General features: G+C 33.8%; 26 protein-coding genes. 15 read left to right on the top strand and 11 right to left on the bottom strand.

Features of this window, described 5'->3' with window-relative positions; genetic code table 11:
- Nucleotides 1-170: 170 nt before the first annotated feature.
- The 3 genes from DZ60_RS0115055 (at nt 171) to DZ60_RS0115045 (ending at nt 2,041) form a co-directional block, all read left to right on the top strand.
- On the top strand, nt 171-527 hold the full coding sequence (locus tag DZ60_RS0115055; protein ID WP_025742870.1) for a hypothetical protein: 357 nt from the start codon (nt 171-173) through the stop codon (nt 525-527).
- Nucleotides 528-609: 82 nt separating this feature from the next.
- Nucleotides 610-1,629: a phenylalanine--tRNA ligase subunit alpha gene (gene pheS / locus DZ60_RS0115050; RefSeq protein ID WP_025742869.1), complete on the top strand. Its 1,020-nt coding sequence runs from the start codon at nt 610-612 to the stop codon at nt 1,627-1,629.
- A gap of 16 nt (nt 1,630-1,645) precedes the next feature.
- Nucleotides 1,646-2,041, top strand: coding sequence for a hypothetical protein (locus DZ60_RS0115045; protein ID WP_025742868.1), 396 nt, complete (start codon nt 1,646-1,648; stop codon nt 2,039-2,041).
- A gap of 102 nt (nt 2,042-2,143) precedes the next feature.
- Here the strand turns inward: DZ60_RS0115045 and DZ60_RS0115040 are convergent, their stop codons facing one another.
- Genes DZ60_RS0115040 through DZ60_RS0115025 form a run of 4 tightly spaced genes read right to left on the bottom strand, consistent with a single transcriptional unit; the run spans nt 2,144 to nt 5,146 of the window.
- On the bottom strand, nt 2,144-2,641 hold the full coding sequence (locus DZ60_RS0115040) for a hypothetical protein (RefSeq protein ID WP_025742867.1): 498 nt from the start codon (nt 2,639-2,641) through the stop codon (nt 2,144-2,146).
- Entirely contained in the window at nt 2,638-4,626 is a 1,989-nt protein-coding gene (tssD, locus tag DZ60_RS23170) for a type VI secretion system tube protein TssD (RefSeq protein ID WP_025742866.1), read from the bottom strand. The genes DZ60_RS0115040 and tssD overlap by 4 nt, the downstream gene beginning before the upstream one ends.
- A gap of 49 nt (nt 4,627-4,675) precedes the next feature.
- Nucleotides 4,676-4,885, bottom strand: a complete 210-nt coding sequence (locus DZ60_RS0115030; protein WP_025742865.1) for a hypothetical protein — start codon at nt 4,883-4,885, stop codon at nt 4,676-4,678.
- Nucleotides 4,886-4,930: 45 nt separating this feature from the next.
- Complete coding sequence (locus DZ60_RS0115025; RefSeq protein WP_152537449.1) at nt 4,931-5,146, bottom strand: hypothetical protein; 216 nt, start codon at nt 5,144-5,146, stop codon at nt 4,931-4,933.
- A gap of 164 nt (nt 5,147-5,310) precedes the next feature.
- Between DZ60_RS0115025 and DZ60_RS0115020 the strand changes: the two genes are divergently transcribed.
- Together DZ60_RS0115020 and DZ60_RS0115015 are read left to right on the top strand one after the other, a co-directional pair.
- Nucleotides 5,311-5,541 carry a hypothetical protein gene (locus DZ60_RS0115020; protein WP_025742863.1) on the top strand — a complete coding sequence of 77 codons (231 nt, stop codon included), beginning with the start codon at nt 5,311-5,313 and terminating at the stop codon, nt 5,539-5,541.
- Between the two features lie 347 nt (nt 5,542-5,888).
- Entirely contained in the window at nt 5,889-6,113 is a 225-nt protein-coding gene (locus DZ60_RS0115015; protein WP_025742862.1) for a helix-turn-helix transcriptional regulator, read from the top strand.
- A gap of 88 nt (nt 6,114-6,201) precedes the next feature.
- Here the strand turns inward: DZ60_RS0115015 and DZ60_RS25270 are convergent, their stop codons facing one another.
- Together DZ60_RS25270 and trpS are read right to left on the bottom strand one after the other, a co-directional pair.
- The gene (locus DZ60_RS25270) at nt 6,202-6,351 is read right to left on the bottom strand and encodes a hypothetical protein (RefSeq protein ID WP_161634429.1); all 150 of its coding nucleotides are present in this window, start codon (nt 6,349-6,351) and stop codon (nt 6,202-6,204) included.
- Nucleotides 6,352-6,954: 603 nt separating this feature from the next.
- On the bottom strand, nt 6,955-7,923 hold the full coding sequence (trpS, locus tag DZ60_RS0115005) for a tryptophan--tRNA ligase (protein ID WP_025742860.1): 969 nt from the start codon (nt 7,921-7,923) through the stop codon (nt 6,955-6,957).
- 75 nt (nt 7,924-7,998) lie between these two features.
- On the opposite strand from trpS, the gene DZ60_RS0115000 reads away from it, so the two are divergent.
- Nucleotides 7,999-8,742, top strand: coding sequence for a lysophospholipid acyltransferase family protein (locus tag DZ60_RS0115000; protein ID WP_025742859.1), 744 nt, complete (start codon nt 7,999-8,001; stop codon nt 8,740-8,742).
- A 12-nt stretch (nt 8,743-8,754) separates the two neighbouring features.
- Here DZ60_RS0115000 and DZ60_RS0114995 read toward each other — a convergent pair whose 3' ends face one another.
- From DZ60_RS0114995 to recA, 4 genes are all read right to left on the bottom strand, one after another.
- A complete protein-coding gene (locus DZ60_RS0114995) occupies nt 8,755-10,347 on the bottom strand; it encodes a hypothetical protein (RefSeq protein ID WP_025742858.1) in 1,593 nt (530 codons plus the stop codon).
- A complete protein-coding gene (locus tag DZ60_RS0114990) occupies nt 10,344-10,898 on the bottom strand; it encodes an RNA polymerase sigma factor (RefSeq protein WP_025742857.1) in 555 nt (184 codons plus the stop codon). The genes DZ60_RS0114995 and DZ60_RS0114990 overlap by 4 nt, the downstream gene beginning before the upstream one ends.
- Before the next feature lie 12 nt (nt 10,899-10,910).
- A complete protein-coding gene (locus DZ60_RS0114985) occupies nt 10,911-11,336 on the bottom strand; it encodes a hypothetical protein (RefSeq protein ID WP_025742856.1) in 426 nt (141 codons plus the stop codon).
- A gap of 129 nt (nt 11,337-11,465) precedes the next feature.
- Nucleotides 11,466-12,473: a recombinase RecA gene (gene recA, locus DZ60_RS0114980; RefSeq protein WP_025742855.1), complete on the bottom strand. Its 1,008-nt coding sequence runs from the start codon at nt 12,471-12,473 to the stop codon at nt 11,466-11,468.
- 585 nt (nt 12,474-13,058) lie between these two features.
- Here recA and trhO point away from each other — a divergent pair.
- From trhO to DZ60_RS0114940, 8 genes are all read left to right on the top strand, one after another.
- Nucleotides 13,059-14,090, top strand: a complete 1,032-nt coding sequence (trhO, locus tag DZ60_RS0114975; RefSeq protein ID WP_025742854.1) for an oxygen-dependent tRNA uridine(34) hydroxylase TrhO — start codon at nt 13,059-13,061, stop codon at nt 14,088-14,090.
- Nucleotides 14,091-14,249: 159 nt separating this feature from the next.
- Nucleotides 14,250-15,587 carry a PSP1 domain-containing protein gene (locus DZ60_RS0114970; protein WP_025742853.1) on the top strand — a complete coding sequence of 446 codons (1,338 nt, stop codon included), beginning with the start codon at nt 14,250-14,252 and terminating at the stop codon, nt 15,585-15,587.
- Nucleotides 15,571-16,071, top strand: a complete 501-nt coding sequence (locus tag DZ60_RS0114965; protein WP_025742852.1) for a gliding motility lipoprotein GldH — start codon at nt 15,571-15,573, stop codon at nt 16,069-16,071. The genes DZ60_RS0114970 and DZ60_RS0114965 overlap by 17 nt, the downstream gene beginning before the upstream one ends.
- 149 nt (nt 16,072-16,220) lie before the next feature.
- Entirely contained in the window at nt 16,221-18,560 is a 2,340-nt protein-coding gene (locus tag DZ60_RS0114960) for a penicillin-binding protein 1A (protein WP_025742851.1), read from the top strand.
- A 160-nt stretch (nt 18,561-18,720) separates the two neighbouring features.
- Nucleotides 18,721-19,422, top strand: a complete 702-nt coding sequence (locus DZ60_RS0114955; RefSeq protein ID WP_025742850.1) for a CoA transferase subunit A — start codon at nt 18,721-18,723, stop codon at nt 19,420-19,422.
- A gap of 34 nt (nt 19,423-19,456) precedes the next feature.
- Complete coding sequence (locus DZ60_RS0114950; protein ID WP_025742849.1) at nt 19,457-20,098, top strand: peroxiredoxin; 642 nt, start codon at nt 19,457-19,459, stop codon at nt 20,096-20,098.
- 55 nt (nt 20,099-20,153) lie between these two features.
- Nucleotides 20,154-20,492, top strand: coding sequence for a hypothetical protein (locus DZ60_RS0114945; RefSeq protein WP_025742848.1), 339 nt, complete (start codon nt 20,154-20,156; stop codon nt 20,490-20,492).
- A 2-nt stretch (nt 20,493-20,494) separates the two neighbouring features.
- Nucleotides 20,495-21,151, top strand: coding sequence for a CoA transferase subunit B (locus DZ60_RS0114940; RefSeq protein ID WP_025742847.1), 657 nt, complete (start codon nt 20,495-20,497; stop codon nt 21,149-21,151).
- A 625-nt stretch (nt 21,152-21,776) separates the two neighbouring features.
- Here the strand turns inward: DZ60_RS0114940 and DZ60_RS0114935 are convergent.
- Nucleotides 21,777-23,471 (bottom strand): ABC transporter ATP-binding protein, encoded by a 1,695-nt coding sequence (locus DZ60_RS0114935; RefSeq protein ID WP_025742846.1) that lies wholly within the window; start codon nt 23,469-23,471, stop codon nt 21,777-21,779.
- A gap of 104 nt (nt 23,472-23,575) precedes the next feature.
- On the opposite strand from DZ60_RS0114935, the gene DZ60_RS0114930 reads away from it, so the two are divergent.
- Nucleotides 23,576-25,033 (top strand): sensor histidine kinase, encoded by a 1,458-nt coding sequence (locus DZ60_RS0114930; protein WP_025742845.1) that lies wholly within the window; start codon nt 23,576-23,578, stop codon nt 25,031-25,033.
- Nucleotides 25,034-25,086: the final 53 nt, after the last annotated feature.

Raw genomic sequence — 25,086 nt, 5'->3', positions numbered from 1 at the left:
ACTAGAGTTTTATGTTGTTAGTGATTTGGTCTTTGGGTTTACCTTACCCGAATTCAAAAATTTTATGATGATGTATGTCTAAATGGACTTGATTTTGGAGAATAAAATAACAGAGCATTTGTTAATTGGTCTTGACTGATGGCAAGATGTTAAAAAAAGAAAAATGCTGTATGGCAAGAGATGAGAAATTAAAAGAGCGGTGGGAGCATCTGGTTGCAAAACTTTCGGATCGATTTGCAGAAGGTGAGGACTTAGATATAGATGGAATTATATATTTGATTGGAGTTCAGGAATTGGGACAGGTTCATAGGGCTTTTAAAAAAGATGAAAAATTAGATTTAATGCATATCGCTATTTGCCGTCTATTAGAACCTTACGGATATTATGAGTTCGAGTATTTTGATGATCAGGGATGGCCACACTATAAAATGAAAGAGAAGCTTCCTAGCCTTAAGGCGGGAGAACAATCTGTTTTGATGAAAGAAGCAATTGTGAATTATTTTCTTGTCAGTGAATATATTGATTAATAATATATACAGTAACCTAAAAAGAAGGCGTTTTTTTATGATTTTATTTCGTTAAATTTGCCGTGATATCAAGAAAATAGTGATGATAGATAAGATCAAAGAGTATATTGCAGAGGTTGATACCTTCAAAGCCAAGACCAAAGAAGAGGTAGAGGCATTTAGAATTAAGTTTTCTGGTAAAAAAGGACTGATTAATGACTTTTTTGCCGAATTCAGAAATGTGGCCAATGATCAGAAAAAGGAATTCGGTCAAGCAATCAATGCACTCAAAATTGCTGCAGAAGGTAAGGTGAAGTCTTTAAAAGAAGAATTAGAGTCACAAGAAGAGGAGAAAGGAAATTATGGAGATCTTACTAGACCCGCCGCACCAATAGCTTTGGGTTCTCGTCATCCTATTTCGCTGGTAAAAAATCAGATTATTGATATTTTCTCACGGATAGGGTTTAATGTAAGTGAAGGTCCAGAGGTAGAGGATGATTGGCACAATTTTACGGCACTTAATTTGCCAGAGTATCATCCTGCCCGTGATATGCAGGATACATTTTTTATCCAAACAGATCCAGATATTTTACTACGTACGCATACATCATCTGTTCAAGTGCGATATATGGAAAATAATCAACCACCTATCCGAACTATTTCTCCGGGAAGAGTATATCGTAATGAGGCTATTTCTGCGCGATCGCATTGCTTTTTTCATCAGGTAGAAGGACTTTATATAGATAAGGATGTGTCTTTTGCCGACCTAAAACAAACATTACAATATTTTACTACCGAGATGTTTGGTAAATCTAGAATCAGGCTACGCCCATCATATTTCCCATTTACAGAGCCTAGTGCAGAGGTAGATGTGTATTGGGGGCTAGAGACAGAAACTGATTATAAAATGACCAAAGGTACAGGATGGTTAGAGATAATGGGTTGTGGTATGGTAGATCCGAATGTGTTGAAGAATTGTGGTATTGATCCAGAGGAATATAGCGGTTTTGCATTTGGTATGGGTATCGATAGAATAGCGCTTTTATTGTATGGGATTACCGATATCAGAATGCTTAGTGAAAATGATGTACGTTTCTTAGAACAATTTAAATCAACTTTATAAGTCCTACTATTTCTGTATGAAGAAAGATATCGAAATACCGGTGGTCAAAGGTGTATATATAGCGGTTGTCAAAGAATGGGACGAGGAGTTGTTGGGACAAAACTGGAACTCTTATATCATTAACGATCAGGATATAGCCATAGAAATGGTATTGGTTGTTACTAAGGGATATGATGATGACAGAAAGACTTCTGTGCTTCGTCATGGGATCGGCAAAATAGAAGCCAAGTCCTATGCGAAAATTGAAATGCTGCAAGAAGAACTTTTGGTTATGAATAATGAATTCGTAGTCACTTTTTTTGCCGATAGTAAGTTGTTTGATAAGAAATATCTATTCAAAAAGAACACGATTAATGAAAATGCTTTTAGAGACCTACCAGTAATGGAACAGAGGGGTGTTTTGGTGAAATAATGATATTTTGTAATGGTTTTTTATTTTCAAATGCCTACTTAAAGTACTGATATATATTACTTTATTTATGAGCTGAATGTACCTGAACTAGAGATTCCGTTACTATTCCTTTATGCGAATTAACTTTGGGTTTTCTGGATCTGTGATTTCAAAATTGCCTTTTTTAAAAGGGATTTCTACATCAATCTTGGCGCTCTCATAGATTTTAAGCTTAATTTGCATTTGCTGACATTTTTTTTTGATTATTAAGTTTAAATTTGAATAATATTGATCTATCCAATCATACTTTCCAATATAACTTATTTTAATCTCTTCTTCATGTAAAGTTATTCCGTATGGGGCATTATTATTTACGATTATTTTGGTAGAATCTATCAGAGTTTTATTTCTGTAATTAGAGGTGAAAGAATTTATTTTAAAACCATTATCACTAATAACAGTATTCGAACCTTCTGTAGAAAGAGAAAACTTAGAAACCCTCCCTTTACTTTTTATTTTCAAAGAGAGTCTTATGATTTTTTTTTCACCTCCTGTAGGCTGTGAAAAGTTCTTTGAAAAAATAAGTAAAAAGAAAATTAAAAAGATTAGTGGTTTTTTCATTGTGACATTTTTTTAATTACCTCTTTAATAACTTTTATAATAATAGTGTTGTTTTGAATCTTTTTCAGATTTCCTATATGAAAATGTCCTACGGGTTTATTGAGATTTAATTCATCTCTTAGTTTTGTTGATCTATACATAATTTCATTTGATAAATAACTTCCACCAGACCCTTTTATTGGAGATTTTGTTTCGTCATATCTTACAGTATTACCTTCGATAGTTATTTCTTTTGTACCCTTAAATAGACTTTTTATAGGTAGTGATGTTTCGTAATGATCCTGACCCGATATTAATTGCGAAAAGCGAGAGTCATTTCCTCCATTGATTGATGTTCCTATGTACATATTATCAGTGCTTCCACTTCTATACTTAACAGCATATTTCTCTATGTCAAATTTTGGGTTTCCTCCATTTAAACTCGTGGTCATAATTAAATCTACTTTATTAATATTTGATTTTATGATGTTTTCGACCACTTTTTTATCAAAGTCTTCATATTTCACAGGTAATATACAAGTTTGGATATAACAATTATCAAACCCATTGTGAAGTTTTAATGCTACATAACCAGATGGGTTAAATGTTGAAGGACCTATTCCATACTTAATAAAATTGAAATCCAACTGAAACGGATCAAACCCCGTTATTAGTACTTTCTTTTTTGTTCCTGCTTTAGAAAAATCGATACCGGTATAATTTCGACTTTTTTCTTCGAATAAGGTTATGATATCCTCAAGTTGCGTGCCTTTCTTGACAATCGAGGCATCTAGATCAATTTGATTCTTAAATACAGGGCAACGTTTTAGCCAAGTCTGCATTTTATTTCTTGCCCAATACAGTGGTCTGTCATCAAGTTTGCCTTTTTGTACATCAGCCACTGCGGCATCCCAAAGAGCACTTGCCTTATCTAAGACCAATGATTTTATTGTAGAAAGAGTAACATCTTCTTTTGTTACAGAGGTTATAAATTCATCAACGATTTTGTTAATGCTTTGGCTTGAGGTAATAAATTTATTTTCGTAGTTTTTTACAGGCTCTTTTGTTCCTGCATTAGAAGTGGCAAAAAGTCCTATGAGCTCTTCATAATTACGGCGATAGGTGATGGGTCTAAGTTTATTAATATCATTTTTTGGTAAGTCTGTTTTTTGATCGCTAGGACCATTTGTAAATTTTGCATCATATACAAGCGTTAGACTTTCCTCTGGTTTAATCTCTGTTTTGTAATTTTTATAATTATATGTTTCTATTTTTTCATTATACCAGACTGGATCAATATATAGAGGATCTGATATGGCCTCATTATTGGTAACCTTTAGGGTTATGTGAATTGATTTTTTGTTAATGCTTAGATCTTGATATCCATTGTTGGTTTTTCCTTTAATTTCGACTTCTATTTCTTCTCCATTAGTGGCATTTTCTGTTACTACTTTTATTTTTACTTTTTCGCCATAAAAAAGAGTAGTATTTAGATGATTTGATTGTGAAAGTGTTGTTCCTTTTTCTGATAACCAGAACCCTTGTTTGATAGTGTGCTCTTTTTTTTCTTCCTTTTCTTCTCGCATCATCACAGGAGTATCGTCTACAAAAGGATCATTGGGATTCCATGATTTTTCGAACGTTGTTCCTCTGTATTTTTGTATGCCTGGACTAATCACGACACGCATCGTATAATTATCAGTTCCTTCGCTATAAAAAGAAGTTTCGCGCTCTATGATATAGGCATTGGCAAATTGTAGGTCGGCATCGACATGTATGCCATCCCATTTATAGAATCGAACCGATCCATTAATTGTACGGTCAGATAGCATCGATTCAAGAAATTCTTGCGGTTTTTTTGGCGTAGGGATTACAAGAGAAATGATGCCTCCGTCAGGAGTCCCCCATGGTTGCCCTCTAAAATCAGCAGGGATATGTAACCCCGAATTAAAATACAGAATCGAGAATTCTTGATCAAAAAGATAAAGCATAGCCTTGGCACTCATATCTTTATTCGGTTTTAGGAATTTCTAAAATACATCAAATTATGGAATGTTAGCGTTCGTATTCTCGTATTTTTTTGTGTAATCGCTCAAGGGTAAACCTAGACATCCACACTTTATTATTTTCGATACTAAGGGCAGGATTCATTTGAAGAAGTACATTCATCAAGACGGTCTCTGTGGTGTCGACACGAGTTGATAATCGAGTGATGACTATTTGTTTTTCTTCATCCTTCATTTTTTTAAAATCAGTAGTAAGCATACGTTGATGTTTTTTAGGAATCGTTAAGATGTTAGCGTATAAATTTTACAGTATAAAGAACCTTCTCACACGATGAATTAGTTGAATAGCTTCGTCTACAGATTTCTCCTTGTTATACAGCTTATCTATCCATTTATATACTTGAACTTCGTAGGGGCCATCATTTTTGAGGTCATCAAAAAAAGATGTCGAATCCAGATGAAGGGCTTTTAGTACATCTAATGTGAATTGGTACTGTGGCCCATCGTTTTCTATCTCCATGACAGTGTCGATTAAATCTCTATAGGGGATTTGGGATTTAAGAGTTGTTTTTTTAATATTTAAAAAATCGTTTTTTTTCAATTTATAGAAGCAATATACGAAAAATTAAAATGCGTCCTGCAGCACGTAAATTATTTTTGAGTGAATTTTGACCTTCACTGCCTATGACAAACAGAAAAAATCGTAACCGTTTTCAGGAGGTAGGTAACCGCATCAAAGAATTACGTATTCAAGCAGGATATACTAGTTACGAAACCTTTGCATTCGAGCACAATCTAGGGCGTAAATCATATTGGGAGTGGGAAAAAGGATCTAATTATAAGTTTGAAACCATTATCCGTATTATAGATATTCATAATATTACACTCGAGGATTTTTTTAAAGGACTAAAATAAAAATTTCCTAATTGTAAAAATCGATAGTACCCTGTATTCGATGTTAACTATTCTTAGAATCTATCTAGAAATCAAAAGTTGATTTTAGAGAGCGGCAAATTCAGAAAATAAATTTATGGGTCTAGAATAAAGCATATTCTTAGCGTGTTCTTCATTTCATATTTATATTAAATTAAACAAGTATTTATTTTTGAGTCTTTGTTTTAACTTTAAAACTCTTGTACAAGATACTAAATAAAGATAATAAATATGCAAAATAATGCATATTTATTACACAAAAACAGTTGTTTATGTGTTTGTCGATAAATACAACACCCTAGTTAGCAGGAAATTATCCATTTTTGGGTATGACTAAAGATGATAAATTCAAAGAAGCATTAGGGAACCGATTACGTAATCTTAGACTTGATGCAGAACTAACTTTAAAGCAATTAGCCGAAAGATCAGGAGTGAGTTATCGTACCATTATTGATATAGAAAAAGCATCAACAAGACCTTCTGTAGAGGTTATGCGTTTACTCTGCAATGCTCTTGACTATTCACTATATGATTTTTTTAAATTCAAATATTAGGGACCAATTTTGCAGTAATCTATACAGGCTTAGATTGATCCCTATCAATTATTTTTTAAGTAAAAGTGAACGGTTTGAATAACTTAATTTACGCACCTTCGTTTTGCGCTGAATTTTTATTTTGAGCCTGTTGTCTTAACAGTTCAAGCGCCCATTGATATTGTTGAAAATTCTCTTGGGTTAATCCATATTTCTTTTTATACTCCATCAGTCGTTCGTATAATTTTTTCTCAGTCATTGCGCTATTTTTTAGTTTATAATGGTTTAGTCGTTTATGCAATTCTTTTTTTAAGCAATTCTTTTCAGAAAGTATTTTCAAATTACCCGATCTGACTGCTTTGCACTATTAAACACAAAAAGTAATATTTTATTTTTTTAGAAAATTGAATTAAAACAAGCTTGCGCTTTTCATAAAATGTTGTACCAGTGTATATGGTCTTAGAGGGATATCGAAAAACATCTTATTTTCAGCATGTTAATATTTTTGATTGTGTTTTTGTACTTGTAAGCTATGAAAAAAAAATGAATAATCGAATATGGAAAACCATAATAACCATGACAAATTTTTATGTATGTTACATAAAAAGTTCTGGTTTTTGGACACCCAAAAACCAGCTTTTCTTTGATAAAGAGTGTCTTAGTTATACGTTTTTATGATTTTTTGGATCAGAATACGTTAATAGAAAAAACTAAATATTACAAGTTCCTTTTTTTAAATAATAGACAATTGAAGAGCTTAATGTATTAAAAAGAGATAGGTAAGCTTAATTATAAGCATTACATTCCATATCAAATAAGATATTTATTGAAGTTTGGGTTACTATATTTAGTATGCCATGAATTAACTGCCCATTTTATCTCGAACTCTCGCCAGTACTTCATTTGCAATAGTAGTTGCCTTTTGAGCACCAATCGCAAGAGCTTCTTCAACCTCATTAAGATTACTCATATAATAATTATAGCGTTCTCTTTCTTGAGAGAATTTATCAATTAGAATTTCATAAAGAGCTTGTTTTGCATGGCCATATCCATAGTTGCCACCAAGGTAGTTATTACGCATGGTCAGTTGCTCTTCTTCATTAGCAATGAGTTTATACAACGCAAAAACATTACACGTGTCGGGATCTTTAGGCTCTTCTAAAGGAATACTATCCGTTTCTATAGTCATAATTTGTTTACGAAGCTTTTTATCCGGTAAAAATAGATTAATAAGATTACCTCTTGATTTACTCATTTTATGCCCGTCTGTGCCAGGGACATACATAGTTTCTTTCTGTACTTGTGCTTCGGGTAATACAAAGAGTTCTCCTACTTGACTATGAATACGTGAAGCTACATCTCGGGTCATTTCGATATGCTGTAATTGGTCTTTTCCAACAGGAACAATTTCTGCATCATAAAGTAAAATATCTGCAGCCATCAGCATAGGATATGTAAATAATCCAGCATTTACATCTTCTAGACGGTCTGCCTTATCCTTAAAAGAATGGGCCAGAGTTAATCGCTGATATGGAAAAAAACAACTCAAATACCAAGATAGTTCGGTTACTTGTGGGATATCGCTTTGTCTATAAAAGACAGTTTTTTCGATATCCAACCCAAATGCCAACCAAGCAGCCGCTGTCGAGTATGTGTTTTCGCGTAATAACTTAGCATCTTTGATTTGGGTAAGTGAATGCATATTGGCGATAAACAAAAAAGATTCATTTTCTGGTTTATTGGCCATTTGTATAGCCGGAATGATAGCGCCCAGAAGGTTTCCCAAATGAGGAGTTCCTGTACTTTGTATTCCTGTTAGTATTCTCGACATTGTATTTGTTATAGTTTCGGGACAAAGGTAATTTTTTTGTTTACATAGCTCAAATCAATTATGTATTTTTGAGAGATGTCAATACCCAAAAAAATTTTTATTCTATTATGGCGAGTTTGGTTTTATATCCTAATGGGTATTCCTATTATCGTCATGTTTCCTATATTATTACTGTTTTCTTCTAGAGAAGAATGGTATCGTCAGTTTTTTGTTGTGGCTAGGTTTTGGGCAAGAATCGTTTTGTATGGTTCTGGTTTTATGCCTATTGTTCGTCGTGATGCCCATATTGATCCGAAGAAAAGCTATATGTTTATTGCTAACCATACTTCGATGACTGATATCATGTTAATGTTGCATTGTGTTCATAATCCATTTGTGTTTGTTGGTAAGAAAGAATTGGCTAAGATTCCTATTTTTGGATTTTTTTATAAGCGAACCTGTATTTTAGTAGATCGTAACAGTCAACGTAGTAGAAAAGAGGTCTTTGATAGGGCTCAAAAAAGATTACAAAAAGGAACGAGTATTTGTATTTTTCCAGAAGGAGGCGTTCCCGATGATGAATCTGTTGTATTAGATGGGTTTAAGGATGGAGCTTTCAGACTTGCTATAGATCACCAAATACCTATTTTACCACTTGTGTTTTTTGATAATAAAAAACGTTTTTCGTACACTTTTTTTAGTGGCAGTCCAGGAATTATGAGGGCTCGTATCCTTAATGAAGTTACAACCAACGGGCTCACTCAGGATGATAAAAAAGCACTAAAGGAGAAAATGCATAGGATGCTTTTAGAAATCCTCGAAAAGGATATTGATAAGTAATGCTAAAGGGTTTTAAAATTTAATACTGACACCACTATATACCCCAAAATAATAAGGTCTAAAATTATTTGCGTTGTTACTAAAGGCATTTAGTTGATACTTGAAAATGGGTTCAAGAGTAATTTCAAATTGCTTTGTAATATTATATCCCATACCCACACCAATATTACCACTAAAACTAACGGGATTAAGATTATTAGATTCTCCGATTGGATTGATAAGATCTCCAGCCTCTATAGTAACTTCATTATTTTGAAGGAATAATGTGCTTATCCCACCTATCATTTGTATGCCGAATTTTTTATCTAGTATAGCATACTCCATTTCTACAGGAACCTCTATGTAGCCAATACTTTGATTAAGTAGTCCTGGATTTTGTGTTCTGTCTATAGAGTTTCTTGTAAAATCAGACGCTAGTTCTACGTCGTTTCTTACATTTCCTATATCTGAGATTAGAATGGCTCCGGCGTTTTCATTATAACTTACACCCTCTAAATTTTGTCCCACCGCAGATGGTGAGAATCCTATATCAGCAGTGGTATAACTTAGATCTACTTTGTTTACTCCAGAACGTACACTAATTTTTTTATTAATATTGTATGCTACCTGTATACCATAGCTCATATTTATTTCTCCGTTTTTATTATTGTCTGAAAACTGATCATCAATTGGCGAACCATCACCAATAGAATTATAATATACTGGAGCTATAATAGGAGCTACGTTCCATTTTTTTGATGAAGTACTTTCTTTAGTTACTGCATCGATACTTTGTTCTTCTTTTTGAGCTATAGCATCAAAAATAGATCTCTTCTCGACATTGTTATTGTTTTTGGCAAGATCATTTTCTTTTTCGTGGTCAAGCTTCAAATTACTGTGGTTCTGATTTTCAGTGACTTCATGTGAAGTCAAATTATTTTTTTTGTCAATGCCAAGAGGAGGATTGAGTTGATTTTTTATTCCAGAGGTATTTTCGTTTTGATACTGCCCAATATTTTGTTCTTTAACAGCATTATTTGTTTTTTTTGATAATTGCTGAGATGTATCGTTTATTGCAATTGCATTCGATCCAAAACTAGTGAGATTGTTTTCTTTGGTTTTAGCTTGTGAAAAAGTTGATTTACCATTTTTATTAGAGCTTAACGTCTCCTGATTAGAAGCATTTGTTACTTTTTCTTTAGTAATATTAGGTGAGTTATCAGTATATGAATCTTTTATGATCGTATTCTTTGTTGTTTTTTCTTTTGTTTGAGAGTCTTGTTCTTTTTTTAGCTCAGTAGAAACGATTTGCTGTTTGTCTTTTTTGTTATGAGTAGGCTCAAAGAAGTCATTAGACGTTTTTTCTTTACGGATGTCGACATCCGAATTTGTAAGTGTATTGTCTTTTTGCGAAACAGTATTAAATGGTAAGTAACCAATGCCAAAAATAAGTGCTATGATAGCAGCAATACCAGCGACTTTGTACCATAACGGAATTAAAATGGTCTTCTTTTTATCCTTATTTTGGCGTGCTTTAATTTTTTCCCAAACTATTTCGGTAGGGGCCACATCAAAGTCCTTAAACTTTTCTTGAAATAATCGGTCTATATTTTTTTTATCATTCATCGTCTTCCTTCTATTGGTCGAACATAAGGTTCGTAGTTGGTGGTTTCAAGTTTTTCTTTTAAAATATTTCTTGCTCTTGCAAGATTAGATTTAGAGGTCCCTACGGATATCTCTAACATTTCGGCAACTTCTTTATGAGAATATCCATCTAATACATAGAGAGTAAATACCAGACGATATCGATCAGGTAGTTGCTGAATTATTTTTAATAGATAGTCTAGTGAGATTTCTTCTTCATTTACTTCAACATCAACCTCTTCTATTTGTTGCTCATTAATAATATCAAAAACTTTTTGTTTTCGATATTTTTGCAAAGCGGTATTTATAGTAATTCGTTTTATCCAACCTTCAAAAGAACCCTTGTTTTTGTATTGAGTTATCTTATCAAAAATAGTAATAAACGAATCTTGCAAAGTATCTTCGGCACTTGCGTAGTCACTAGAATATTTTAGGCAGATCGAAAATAACTTGCTGCTATACAACCGATATAGTTGTTCTTGCGCAACAGCATTTTTTTTCTTACATCTCTTTATAAGTTGATCTAAGCCCACTAGCAACTTTTTTTATGATTTTACAACAGGTATTTCTATTGTAAAAAATTGATTTTCCCTATTTTCATCTCTTCCTTCCCAGAATTCAAAAATATAAGAATTTTCAGAGCCAACTTGAAAATCAAAAGACACTTCAATTAGATCTGTTTTTTCTAAATCTGAGCAATCATTATTGTCTACCACTAAATTAACTACCGCGATTGTTCGTTTGTTTTTTGATGTCGTAAAATCGAAACCAGAAAAAGAATGACAATCGGTAGGTCTAAAATACGATACTAAAATAGTGTATACTTCTCCCTCAATAAATTCTTCAGGAAAGACAGCATCTTGTATGGTAACTAACTCATACAAGAAGTTTGTTTTTTTGTCATCCTCTTCACTACACCCAAAAAAGGTAGCGATTATAACGAGCATTAAAAATAGTTTTTTCCTTCTCATGTTTTGGGGTTTTTGAGAAATCTGCACAGATTTATTCTAAATAGTAGATGATGAACTATGCATAAGGTTGCTTTGAAGGTATAAAAAAATCCCGAATCTTCGGGATTTTAATTTTTTTTAAGGAAGTTCTTATCCTTTGGCTATTTTTATGGCTTCCTTGATTTTTTCCTCAAGTTCTTCCATAAGCTCGGGATTATCATTCAGTAATGCCTTTACAGAATCACGCCCTTGCCCTAGTTTAGTGTCTTGATAGCTAAACCATGATCCAGATTTCTTTACAATTTCATAATCAACGCCAATATCTATTATTTCACCATTTTTAGAAATTCCTTTTCCATACATGATATCGAATTCTGCAGTTCTGAAAGGTGGTGCTACTTTGTTTTTCACCACTTTTACACGAGTTTTATTACCCAGAACTTCACTATTACTATCTTTTATTTGTGTAGAACGACGAATGTCTAATCTAACAGAGGCGTAAAATTTTAATGCATTACCGCCTGTAGTAGTTTCGGGATTTCCAAACATTACACCAATTTTTTCACGAAGTTGATTAATAAAAATTACGGTGCAGTTCGTTTTGCTTATTGAACTTGTTAATTTACGAAGTGCCTGAGACATTAATCTTGCATGAAGTCCCATTTTAGAATCTCCCATCTCTCCTTCTATCTCACTTTTTGGAGTTAAGGCCGCTACAGAATCTACCACAATAATATCAATGGCTCCAGAACGTATAAGATTATCAGCAATCTCTAGTGCTTGCTCACCATTATCTGGTTGAGAAATAATCAGATTTTCAATATCTACACCAAGCTTTTCTGCATAGAAACGATCAAAAGCGTGTTCTGCATCAATAAATGCAGCAATTCCTCCATTTTTTTGTGCCTGGGCAATGGCGTGTAGAGTAAGGGTCGTTTTACCAGAAGATTCTGGTCCGTAAATCTCAACAACTCTTCCTCTAGGATACCCCCCAACACCAAGTGCTAAGTCCAACCCTAGAGATCCTGTAGGGATTACATCAACTTCCTGAACAGCGGTGTCACCCATCTTCATTACTGTTCCTTTTCCGTATGCTTTATCTAATTTATCTAGGGTAAGTTTTAAGGCTTTTAATTTTGCGTCTTTCTCTGTACTCATTTGTTGTTCAAATATATCGGGATTTGACATTATTAATAAACTTTTTGCTAAAGTACTACTTCTTTTTGTAGTTGTGATATGGATTCTAAAATCGTTATTAACAACAAACTGATCATTTATGGGTAAGGTAATTCGATAAGGGTATAATGGCTTTTTTGCTTATGGATATAATATAATTTGTACTTTAAATTTTATAATATAGAAAGTATTTCTAGACTCAGCGCAACCATAAAGTATTTTTAGCATCTATTAAAAAAGCAAATATGAATAAAAGGGAGAAGAACGATGTAGAATGAAATTTCTTAAAAAGGTCATAAAACAAACCCATAAAGCCAGTACTACAATTAGAATTTCTAATTTTCTGGTAGACGGTGGTTAGCTTCGTTATTATAGTTTTGATTAGTTAATATAATAACGAATTGGCCAAAAAATGCCTCGAATTATTTTCGAGGCATTTTTTTGTTTCGGCCTTATCGTTAAAAAAAATGTTGGTGTCAGAATGATATACTCTTTTTGGCATATCCTTGAACTATTTGTATTTTTGCACTCATAAAATATTTCTTTAACTTAAAACGTGGGTATAGCATGCAACTGTACAACAAATTAAGCGCCAAAGAAAGAGCAGCTCTTATTGATGAGGCTGGTACAGAGCGTCTAACGCTTTCTTTCTATAAATATGCGCACATAGGCAATACTGAGATTTTCAGAAATCATCTTTTTATACATTGGAACGAGCTTGATGTTTTGGGACGAATTTATGTCGCCAAAGAAGGCATAAATGGCCAATTGTCGGTTCCTGCTCCAAAATTTAATGCCTTTAAAAAGCATTTAGATAGTATTACTTTTTTAGAAAATGTACGACTTAATATAGCTAGAGAACAGGATATTAAATCTTTTCTTAAGTTAAAAGTAAAAGTACGTCACAAAATAGTTGCTGATGGTCTTGATGATGGTGCTTTTGATGTAACTGACAAAGGAGTTCATGTTGATGCCAAAACATTTAATACCCTTATCGATGAGCCCGATACGGTGCTGGTTGATATGCGTAATCATTATGAGAGCGAAATAGGTCATTTCAAAGGAGCAATTACCCCAGATGTAGATACGTTTAGAGATTCATTAGATATTATAGAAGAGGATCTTAAAGATAGTAAAGAAGATAAAAAACTCGTAATGTATTGTACTGGTGGTATTCGTTGTGAAAAAGCAAGTGCGTATTACAAACATAAAGGATTTAAAAACGTATTTCAGTTAGAAGGAGGTATCATAGAATATGCAAGGCAAGTAGAAGCCGAAGGGCTAGAGAATAAGTTCCTTGGTAAAAATTTCGTCTTTGATCATAGACGATCAGAGAGAATAACTAATGATGTAATCTCAAATTGTCATCAGTGTGGCGAACCCTGTGATGATCACGTAAATTGCGAAAATGAGGCATGCCATTTATTATTTATTCAATGTTCTTCATGTGCCAAAGAATTCGAAAATTGTTGCTCAAAAGAATGTAGTGATATTAACAGATTACCATTCGAGGAGCAAAAAGAGTTGAGAAAAGGGAAGGGCAACAGCAATAAAATTTTTAAAAAAGGACGCTCAGAAGCATTGAAGTTTAAACGGTGAGGCTAAAAAGTAAAAGATGCTTCTAACATGAATTTTTTTTATAGTATCTTTAGCGATTGAGAAATTAGAAATGTAAAATACATTTCCAAATTTTAGTAAGAACCATATTTGTTGTAACCCGTGAATAGTTGCAGACAAATTCCAATATAGATAGAAAATATGGGGTGTAACAGTTGTTCCTCCGCAAAAGACGGGCAGCCAAAAGGCTGTAAGAATAATGGTACCTGTGGTACAGATGGTTGCAATAAATTAACTGTTTTTGATTGGTTGTCTAATATGTCGCTTCCCAGCGGATCGGCGCCTTTTCCGTATGTAGAAGTACGATTTAAAAATGGAAGAAAACACTTCTATAAGAGTCCAGAAAATATTTCTTTAAGTATAGGAGATATCATTGCAACAGAATCTTCACCTGGCCATGATGTAGGTATAGTTACCCTAACTGGAGAGTTAGTTCGGATCCAGATGAAGAGAAAGAAAATAGAAACCAACAGTGATGAAGTAAGAAAAGTCTACAGAAAAGCTTCTCAAAAAGATATTGATATATGGCAAAAAGCTCGGGATAGAGAAGAATCTATGAAGGTTCGAGCTCGAGAAATTGCAATTCGATTAGAACTTCAAATGAAGATCTCGGATATCGAGTTTCAAGGAGACGGATCAAAAGCAACTTTCTACTATACAGCCGAAGAACGTGTTGATTTCAGACAATTGATTAAGGAGTTTGCGCATGAGTTTAGTACCCGAATAGAGATGAGACAAGTTGGGTTTAGACAAGAAGCAGCTAGATTAGGAGGTATTGGTTCTTGTGGTCGAGAATTATGCTGTTCTACGTGGCTTACAGATTTTAGATCTGTGAATACGAGTGCTGCAAGGTATCAACAATTATCTCTTAATCCTCAAAAACTTGCAGGACAATGTGGGAAATTAAAATGCTGTCTTAATTATGAGTTAGATGCATATATCGATGCGTTAAAAAGTTTTCCGAAAACGGAAACAAAACTTAGAACAGAAAAAGGAACAGCTGTTTGTCAAAAAATAGATATTTTCAAGGGCGTATTATGGTATGCCTATGAAGGAGAATGGATGAATTGGCATAAGATTACTGCAGAAGATGTTAACGAGATAATAGCTTCGAATAATAATAATGAAAAAATCGCAAGCTTAGAAGATTTTGCATCAGATTTGTTAGAAGATACTAAAACAGATTTTGAAAACGTTGTAGGACAAGATAGCTTAACACGATTTGATCAGCCAAAACGTAGTCGAAGAAGAAGAAATCGTAATAAGAAAAGAAATGCAAAACCAGCATCTTCAGAAAGACAAACGACCAAAAAAAATAAGCCACAAAAATCAACTGCCTCAAAAAACACACAAAAACAAAAAGTAGCTTCTAATACCTCAAAAGAAGGTGCTTCTGATAAAAAGAATACCAATAAATCAAATAATCAACGTAACAAAAAACGTAGATATCGTAATAAAAATAATGACAAGAAGTCGTAAGTTTTTTTTAGTTTTAGTGGGTCTAATCACATGTATTTCTTGTGATGATAAAAGAGTTTTTGATTCCTATCAAACAGTTTCTGGTACTTGGGAGATTGATGAGAAAGTAAATTTTGAGCTTCCTGAACTTGATTCATTACAGAGCTATAACTTATTTTTTAATATTCGTAATACGAATGAATATAAGTACAGCAATTTATTTTTGATTAGTGAAATGAAATTCCCGAATGGTAAGGTAGTGACAGACACCTTAGAGTATCAAATGGCAGAACCTGATGGGACATGGCTGGGTAGTGGGTTTTCTGATGTAAAAGAAAATAAACTTTGGTATAAAGAAAAAGTTACTTTTAAAGAAGAAGGTAAGTACGTTCTGGTAATTCATCATGCTATGAGAAAAAACGGAGAGGTTAATGGTGTTTCGTCACTTGAGGGGATTACTGATGTTGGATTTAGAATAGAGTATGCACAAGAAATAGAGCAATAGATATATGTATAGTATTGGTTTGCTCGTTTAAATATTTTCAAATAAAAAGATCAGATGGGGCTTTTCTTTATAATCAAATAGAACCTGATAAAGAATAATAAATAAGTATTCATCTGAACTGTTACTAATAGATTTTAAACAGTTTATTTATGGCATCGGTAAAACGTAAATCGATAAAGAAAAAATCAAAGACTTCATTAAGTAGTTCTCTAAAATATATAAAGGTTTTCTGGATCTTATTTGGATCAGGAGTGCTATTGGTTATGCTATTATTTCTTCTAGCCAGTTGGGGAGCATTCGGAGAAATGCCAAAATTCGAAGAACTAGAAAACCCCCAAAATGATCTAGCAACTCAGATTATTTCTGCAGACGGCGTGCAAATAGGAACTTTCTTTAAAGAAAATAGGACTCCTATTAGTTATGAAGATTTACCTCAAAATTTGGTAGATGCCCTGATTGCGACAGAAGATGCAAGATATTATAAACATTCAGGGATTGATGCAAGAGGAACATTAAGGGCAATTACTTTTTTAGGCACGAGAGGAGGAGCTAGTACGATCACTCAACAATTGGCAAAATTGTTGTTTTCTGGCGGAGGTTCTAAAAATATTTGGGAACGAATCAAGCAAAAAATTCAAGAATGGGTAATCGCTACAAGACTTGAAAGGCAATACACTAAAAAAGAAATTATTGCTATGTACCTTAATAAGTACGATTTTCTTAATCAAGCAATTGGTATTAGTTCTGCATCACGTATTTATTTTGGAAAACATCCTAAAGACCTAAAGATAGAGGAAGCAGCAGTACTTGTAGGTATGCTTAAAAATTCTTCATTATTTAATCCATTACGTAGACCAGAAATGGTTCGAACGAGAAGAAATGTTGTGCTCAAGCAAATGGAGAAGTATGAATATATCACTGAGAAAGAAAAGGAACGTTTACAGGCATTACCTTTGGAGCTTGATTATTCTCCAGAAGGACATAATGATGGTACTGCGACCTATTTTAGAGAATATGTAAGAAGCTGGATGTCTAACTGGGTGAAAAATAATCCTAAAGGAGAAGATGAAGAAGGAGAACCAGATTATTATGATATATATAGAGATGGTCTACGAATTAATGTGACTATAGATTCTAGAATGCAAAAATATGCAGAAGAAGCTGTAGCAGCCCATATGTCTAACTTACAAAAAGAATTTAACAAGCAAGAGAAGAACAATAAAACAAGTCCATTTAGGAATTTAACTAAAGACGAAATTAAAGGTATTTTAAATAGAGGGATACGATCATCAGCTAGAAGAAAAAAGATGTTAAGTCAAGGTAAAAGTGAAGAAGAGATTCTTGCTTCTTTTGACAAGAAAACAGAGATGAAAATTTTTAGTTGGAAAGGAGAAATAGATACGATCATGACACCTCGAGATTCTATGCTTTATTACAAGCAATTTTTACGATCAGGTGTTATGTCAATGGAGCCTCAAACAGGCCATGTGAAGGCTTGGGTCGGAGGTATTAATTACAAGCATTTTCAATATGACCATGTGTATCAAGGAACCCGTCAAGTAGGGTCAACATTTAAACCATTCGTATATGCAACAGCAATAGATCAGCTTAAATTATCTCCTTGTGATACAATCCCAGTGTCTCAAATTACGATCCCAGTAGGATCTCATGGAGTGGTAGAAAATGATTGGACACCCAAAAACAGTGATGCTGATTATACAGGTTATTTGAGTCTTAAAGGGGCATTGGCAAAATCTGTAAACACAATATCAGCACGTTTAATGGATAGAATAGGACCTGAGCCAATTGTTCGTTTGGCAAAGAAAATGGGTATAGAATCTGAGATTATAGAAGTGGCTTCTATATCATTAGGGTCAGTAGACCTTAAGTTATCAGAAATGGTAGGTGCTTATAGTACTTTTGCGAATCAAGGCATTTACACCAAACCTGTAACAATTACTAGTATTGAAGATAAAAATGGAGCTGTTCTATATCAATTTGTGCCAGAAACTCGTGATGTACTTAGTAAAGAAGCGGCATATGTTACCATTAACCTTATGGAAGGGGTAACACAATATGGCTCAGGAACACGCTTGAGAACAGGAGCGTCTTCTAGGTATGATCTTAAAAATGTTATCACAGGATATCCGTATGAGTTTACGAATCCGATTGCTGGTAAGACGGGAACTACCCAAAATCAAAGTGATGGATGGTTTATGGGGATTGTACCCAATCTTTGTACAGGAGTATGGGTAGGAGCAGATGATAGAGCAACGCATTTTCCTACGACAAGATTTGGACAAGGGGCTGCGATGGCACTGCCTATTTGGGGGTTGTTTATGAAGAAATGCTATGCTGATAAAACCCTAAGTATTTCTAAAAAAGCATTTGCGCAACCCGAAGAGCTATCAATAGAAGTAGATTGCGAAGCTTTTAAGAAAAAAGCGATTCAGCAACAGGATGAAGGTATAGACGATTTTAGTCTATAATGTTTCTTAATACTATTATTAATATCTGTTATAAAAATAGAAAGTTCTTAAATTCTCGTTAACAAAAAAAAGAAAACATATTGTAGTCTTAAAACTATCTAATTTGGAAAGGAAATGGTGCTATTTTTTAGTACTTTTAGTCAGATAAATTAGAAACAATATGATTCGTAAAACGGTATCCAACGTGACTGAAGCGTTGTTAGGCGTCGAAGACAATATGACATTTTTATTAGGAGGGTTTGGGTTATGTGGGATCCCTGAGAATGCTATTGCAGAGCTTGTAAAACTCAATATAAAAGGACTTACCTGTGTATCTAATAATGCAGGAGTTGATGATTTCGGATTAGGACTTTTACTCCAAAAGAAACAAATAAAAAAAATGGTTTCTTCCTATGTGGGAGAAAATGATGAATTTGAGCGCCAGATGCTAAGCGGAGAACTTGAAGTAGAACTTATACCTCAGGGAACCTTAGCTGAGCGATGTAGTGCAGCCCAAAGAGGTTTTCCTGCCTTTTATACACCAGCAGGATATGGTACCGAAGTAGCAGAGGGAAAAGAAACCAGAGAATTTGATGGCAAGATGTATGTGCTCGAACATGCGGTTCAGGCTGATTTTGCCTTTATCAAGGCCTGGAAAGGTGACGAAGCAGGTAATTTAATATTCAAAGGAACAGCGAGAAACTTTAATCCCTGCATGTGCGGGGCTGCAAAGATTACCGTAGTCGAAGTAGAAGAATTAGTACCCGCAGGAGCATTGGACCCTGATAAAATTCATATCCCAGGAATTTTTGTACAACGAATCTTTAAAGGAGCGCAATACGAGAAAAGAATTGAACAGCGCACAGTGCGCCAAAGAGAATAATCTTCACTAACATAAATTATTAAAAACACAAATCATGGCAGTATTACGATTAGGTGATGAAGCACCAAACTTTACAGCACAAACAACAGAAGGCGAAATTGATTTTCATAGCTGGTTAGGAGATAATTGGGGGGTTCTCTTTTCGCACCCCGCTGATTATACACCTGTTTGTACTACAGAATTAGGGACAGTAGCAAAATATACACAACAATTTAATGAACGTAACGTAAAGGTTGCGGCATTAAGTGTAGATGGGTTAGAGTCACACCATGGGTGGATTAAAGATATTAATGAGACCCAAAAAACAACTGTTAATTTTCCTATAATAGCAGATGATGATAGAAAAGTATCAGAACTCTATGATATGATTCATCCAAATGCCGATAGCCAATTGACTGTTCGTTCTGTCTTTGTAATTGGACCGGATAAAAAAATCAAGCTTACTATTACTTATCCTGCTTCTACCGGTAGAAATTTTGATGAATTAATACGTGTAATAGATTCACTTCAGTTAACCGCGTACCATAAGGTGGCTACCCCGGCAAACTGGAACAATGGTGAGGACTGTGTGATTTCGCCAGCTGTAACGAATGAACAAATCCCAGAATTGTTTCCGAAAGGACACAAAGAAATTAAGCCATATCTAAGAATGACTCCTCAGCCTAATTTGAATTAGACTTTAAAACTTGAAAAAATAGGTTGTAATTAACGCACAAATATAAAACTGTTTTATGAGATTAGAGTTTACCTGTTCTGGATGTAAAAAGCAAAATAAATTTACACCCGTTGCCCCAACGAGAGGAGACTTACAAATGAAGATTGGTGATGAGGTTAAAGTAAATTGTTTGCATTGTGGAAAAATAGAAAATAAGCACATCAATAGAATAGATGCTGTTAATGACACTAAAAAATTGCTATTAGCATTGGGAATAAGTGTTGTAGTTACTTTTATTTTGTTATTTTTTTTCGGATTAATAGGGACGATAACCTTCTCAATTCCACTTTTAATGTGGATTCAAGAAAATAGTTTAATAAAGAGCTTTAACTCATATAAGATCAGAAGAAGATAATCATGTTAGATAAAAACGGAATTGCAAGACGAATTGCAGGAGAACTAAAGGATAAATATTTTGTCAATTTAGGAATTGGCATACCCACGCTTGTGGCGAATTATATTCCGCAAGGTATAGAGGTAGATTTTCAAAGCGAAAATGGCGTTTTGGGTATGGGGCCTTTCCCTTTTGAGGGAGAAGAGGATGCCGATATTATTAATGCGGGAAAGCAAACGATAACTACGATGCCCGGAGCTTCTTTTTTTGATTCTTCTATGAGTTTTGGTATGATACGAGGCAAACATGTTGATTTAACAGTATTAGGAGCTATGGAGGTTTCTGAAAAAGGAGATATAGCAAATTGGAAAATCCCAGGTAAAATGGTCAAAGGAATGGGAGGAGCAATGGACCTAGTTGCGAGCGCCGAGAATATTATTGTAGCGATGATGCACACCAATAAAGCGGGAAAATCTAAATTATTAAAAAAATGTTCATTGCCACTCACAGGTGTGAACTGTGTGAAAAAAATAGTTACAAATTTGGGGTTTTTGGAAGTGACAGAAAACGGGTTTAAACTCTTAGAAAGAGCCCCTGGAGTTTCGGTAGAGGAAATCAAAAAAGCTACGGAAGGAAACCTGATAATTGAGGGAAATATACCCGAAATGATTTTAAATTGATTTTTGACTAATTCTATTGCAAGAGTGTCGAATAATAACTAATTTAGGGCGGATAATAAAAGCCAAAAGAAAACGTTTGCTTTTTAGAGGGCTTAATTTTATCATTTTGAAGGAAAAAGATTACAATTTTTGCAAGAAAAAAGATACTTAAACCTTTACTTTAATACCGAAATACTACGGTTTTTGAATCAAATGTTAAAATTATGTGTATTTCAACGATTTTTGGTGTATTTCAACGTTTTTATTGAAAATAATTTGCATATTGCAGTGTATTTAAAAAATAATAGTTGAGTACTAATTTTTTTAATTGATGTAAACAAAATAATAACCCACACATTTTATCCCAAATTATGAAAAAAAGAATGAATAGTCTACAGAAGTCAATCAAGCCTACAATAGAATTGATTTCAAACTGTGTTTATGTAGCTAAAAAAGTATTTTTATTGATGTAATTTTTGTTGTTAGTTAGTAATCGTAACTATCCCCAAGTCGCGATGAATGAGACCTGTTAGAGTTTTAATAAAACGTAACAGGTTTTTTATTTGTATGCTATCCCGAGAAACCCTCTCGTCCCTATAGTTAATATTAAGAAATTGATAAAGTGAGGTGAATTAGAATATCTAGTTTATTCGGCAGTATTTTTTGGAATAGCACTAATAAGTTTTTTTGTATACTCTTTTTGTGGATCGTCATAAATCGCATCGGCATCTCCTTTTTCTTCAATTTTACCAGCATTCATAACTAGTAATTGATCCGACATATATTTTACAACAGCTAGATCATGTGAGATAAAAATATATGTAAAACCAAATTTTTCCTTTAATTCATTTAGCAAATTCAACACTTGCGCTTGTACCGAAATATCAAGAGCACTTACTGATTCGTCACATACAATCAATTTTGGCTGTAGTGCAATAGTTCTGGCAATACCAATGCGTTGACGCTGCCCACCACTAAATTCATGCGGGTATCTATCAAAATGAGCTTCGGTAAGGCTTACTCGTCGTAATAACGCTAAAACTTTTTGTTTGCATTCAGTATCGTTGGGATATAGTCCATGGGCCTTCATGGGTTCCATAATTGCTTTTCCTACAGTTAATCTTGGATTTAAGGAGGCAAAAGGATCTTGAAAAATAAGTTGAATCTCTTTTCGAAGGTTTCGTATACCTGTAGCAGATAAGTTCGTTATGTCTTGACCTTTATATATAATTTGACCTTTATTCGCTTTGTCTAATTGTAGAATGGTATTTCCTAGTGTAGATTTACCACAACCGGATTCTCCTACAAGCCCTAGGGTCTCTCCTTCATATAATTTAAAGCTTACATCATCTACAGCCTTAAATTCTTTTTTGTTAAAGAAACCTGCCTTAGAAAAATAACTTTTTTCAACATTAATAACTTCAAGTAACGGGGGATTACTATATAGATTTTGATGTTTTTGTTTTCGTTCTTCGATAGAGATAACTTGTCTTTCTTGATCCTCACCTTCGAGAAAATCGCTTATTGTAGGCAGTTTTTTATATCGAATATTCATAGGGGGTCTAGCATTGATAAGGGCTTTGGTATACTCTTTTTTTGGAGCAGAAAAAATAGCATCAGTAGTTCCGTACTCCTCTATATTTCCTTTATATAATACCAACACCTGATCCGCTATTTCGGACACCAAAGAAAGGTCATGAGAGATAAATAAAATACTCATTTTATAATCCCTCTGAAGGGTTTTAAGTAAACCAATAATTTCTTTTTGTACCGTTACATCTAGTGCCGTTGTAGGTTCGTCAGCAATAAGGAGTTTTGGCTTGCAAGCGATAGCCATAGCAATCATAATACGTTGCTTTTGTCCACCACTTAATTGATGCGGATAGGACGTATAGGCTCGTGTCGTGTCTGGTAGTTGCACTTTCTCAAATAATGATAACACTTCATTTCGGATGTCATTTTTTGATAAAGTAGTATGTTGTTTAAGGATCTCTGCTACTTGCTTACCACATCTCATTGAAGGATTTAGCGAACTCATAGGTTCCTGAAAAATCATCGCAATCTCATTACCTCGAATGGATCTGTACTCTTTGTCTGTAAGAGTTGTAAGAGAGGTGTCATTATAGTTAATAGCCCCTGTTATTTTAGTGTTCTTTTTGGGTAATAAACCCAGTATAGATAATGAAGCAACCGATTTGCCGCTTCCAGACTCTCCAACCATACCCAAAATTTCATTTTTATGAATATCAAAAGAAATATTATGAAGCACTTGATTTTTGTTTCCTTCTGTTAAAAAAGAAACACAAAGATTTTGTACTGAAAGTAGAGTTGTATTATCCATAATGCAATTATAGAAGTAAATTTAGGAAAATCAGTGCGGACCATGATTCGTTTTTAGAACTATTTTGGTAAGATATTTAGTATATTTATGGCTCAAAAAGAAACATGACGTTGCTAAAACTCTCCCTTCGTACACGAATTTTTATTACGATGACTTTATTGGTATTAGTAGCTTCTATACTAATTGCCGCTGTAACAATTTATCAATATAAAGAAGAAGCAGAAGAATATCACCAGGAACGTCTCGAGAGAAAAGAAGAGCGCATACAAATAGCTATCAATAATGTTTTAAAAAGTACGACATACCCTGTTAATGAAGAAAATGTTACCTTAATTTTTAGAGAAAGAGGGCGTATTTATCAAATTTCTGAAGAACACTCGCTACCAATTAATATTTATGATCTATCGGGTAGTATATTAATTCAGTCAGAAGGTAACTTTATAGAAGATACTATCGGGCATAAATTACCACCTGTTATTATTGATACGTTAGCTTCTCTTTATGACAAACGATATTTGATCAAATCAGAAAAAGAAGATAAAAAGTTTTTGTCTTCTTATACCTATATTTCTGATGGTAGAGCAAAGCCGCTCGCTATTCTTAATGTTCCTTATCTAGAAAATGATGATTTTATCACTAGAGAACTCAAGGAATTTTTAAAGCGTTTGGGTCAAGTATACATTTTGATGTTATTAATTGCGATTGCCTTGGCATATTTTCTTTCAAAATATATTACTCGTTCTCTAAAAACTATATCAGACACGATTGATCAAACTAGATTAAATAAAGAAAATAAACGAATTGCTATCGGCAACGCTAGTGAAGAAATTTATTCTCTTGTAAATGCATACAATAGTATGGTCGACGAACTTGAGAATAGCGCAGTAAAGTTGGCTAAAAGTGAACGAGAAGCAGCTTGGCGAGAAATGGCAAAACAAGTAGCGCATGAGATTAAGAATCCGTTAACTCCTATGCGACTTACAGTACAAAGTTTTCAGCGTAAGTTTGATCCCAATGATGCAAATATACATCAAAAGGTAAGTGAGTATAGTGCTACACTAATTCAACAAATTGATACAATGAGTTCTATTGCATCGGCATTCTCGAATTTTGCCCAAATGCCTGCTCAACAAGTAGAAACGCTTAACGTAGTAAAGGTTGTCGGGTTAGCTTTGGATATTTTTGATGAATCTTATATTGTTTTTCCTTCAGAGAAAGAAGAAATTATTGCTGATTTTGACCGCACACAACTTATTAGAGTCGTTACTAATTTGGTAAAGAATGGTATACAATCTATTCCTGAAGATCGAACACCCAAAATTAGAGTACATGTATTTGTAGAAGATAAAGATGTGGTCATAACTGTTACAGACAACGGAATAGGGATATCAGAAGAAAATCAAGGTAAGATTTTTGAACCAAAGTTTACAACTAAAACAAGCGGAATGGGACTCGGATTGGGTATGGTTAAAAATATTATAGAAACCTATAACGGAAGTATTACCTTTACTTCAAAAGAAGGAGAGGGAACCATTTTTAAAGTTAGATTTCCGAAGGTGTAATCTGATTTCTTTTTAAGAAGGAATAACTTTACAATAACCTAACCAACTGATTA

The organism is Aquimarina pacifica, assembly GCF_000520955.1.
Lineage (GTDB): Bacteria > Bacteroidota > Bacteroidia > Flavobacteriales > Flavobacteriaceae > Aquimarina > Aquimarina pacifica.
The sequence above is the reverse complement of the archived record's forward strand: the minus strand, read 5'-3'. Positions and strand labels throughout refer to the sequence as shown.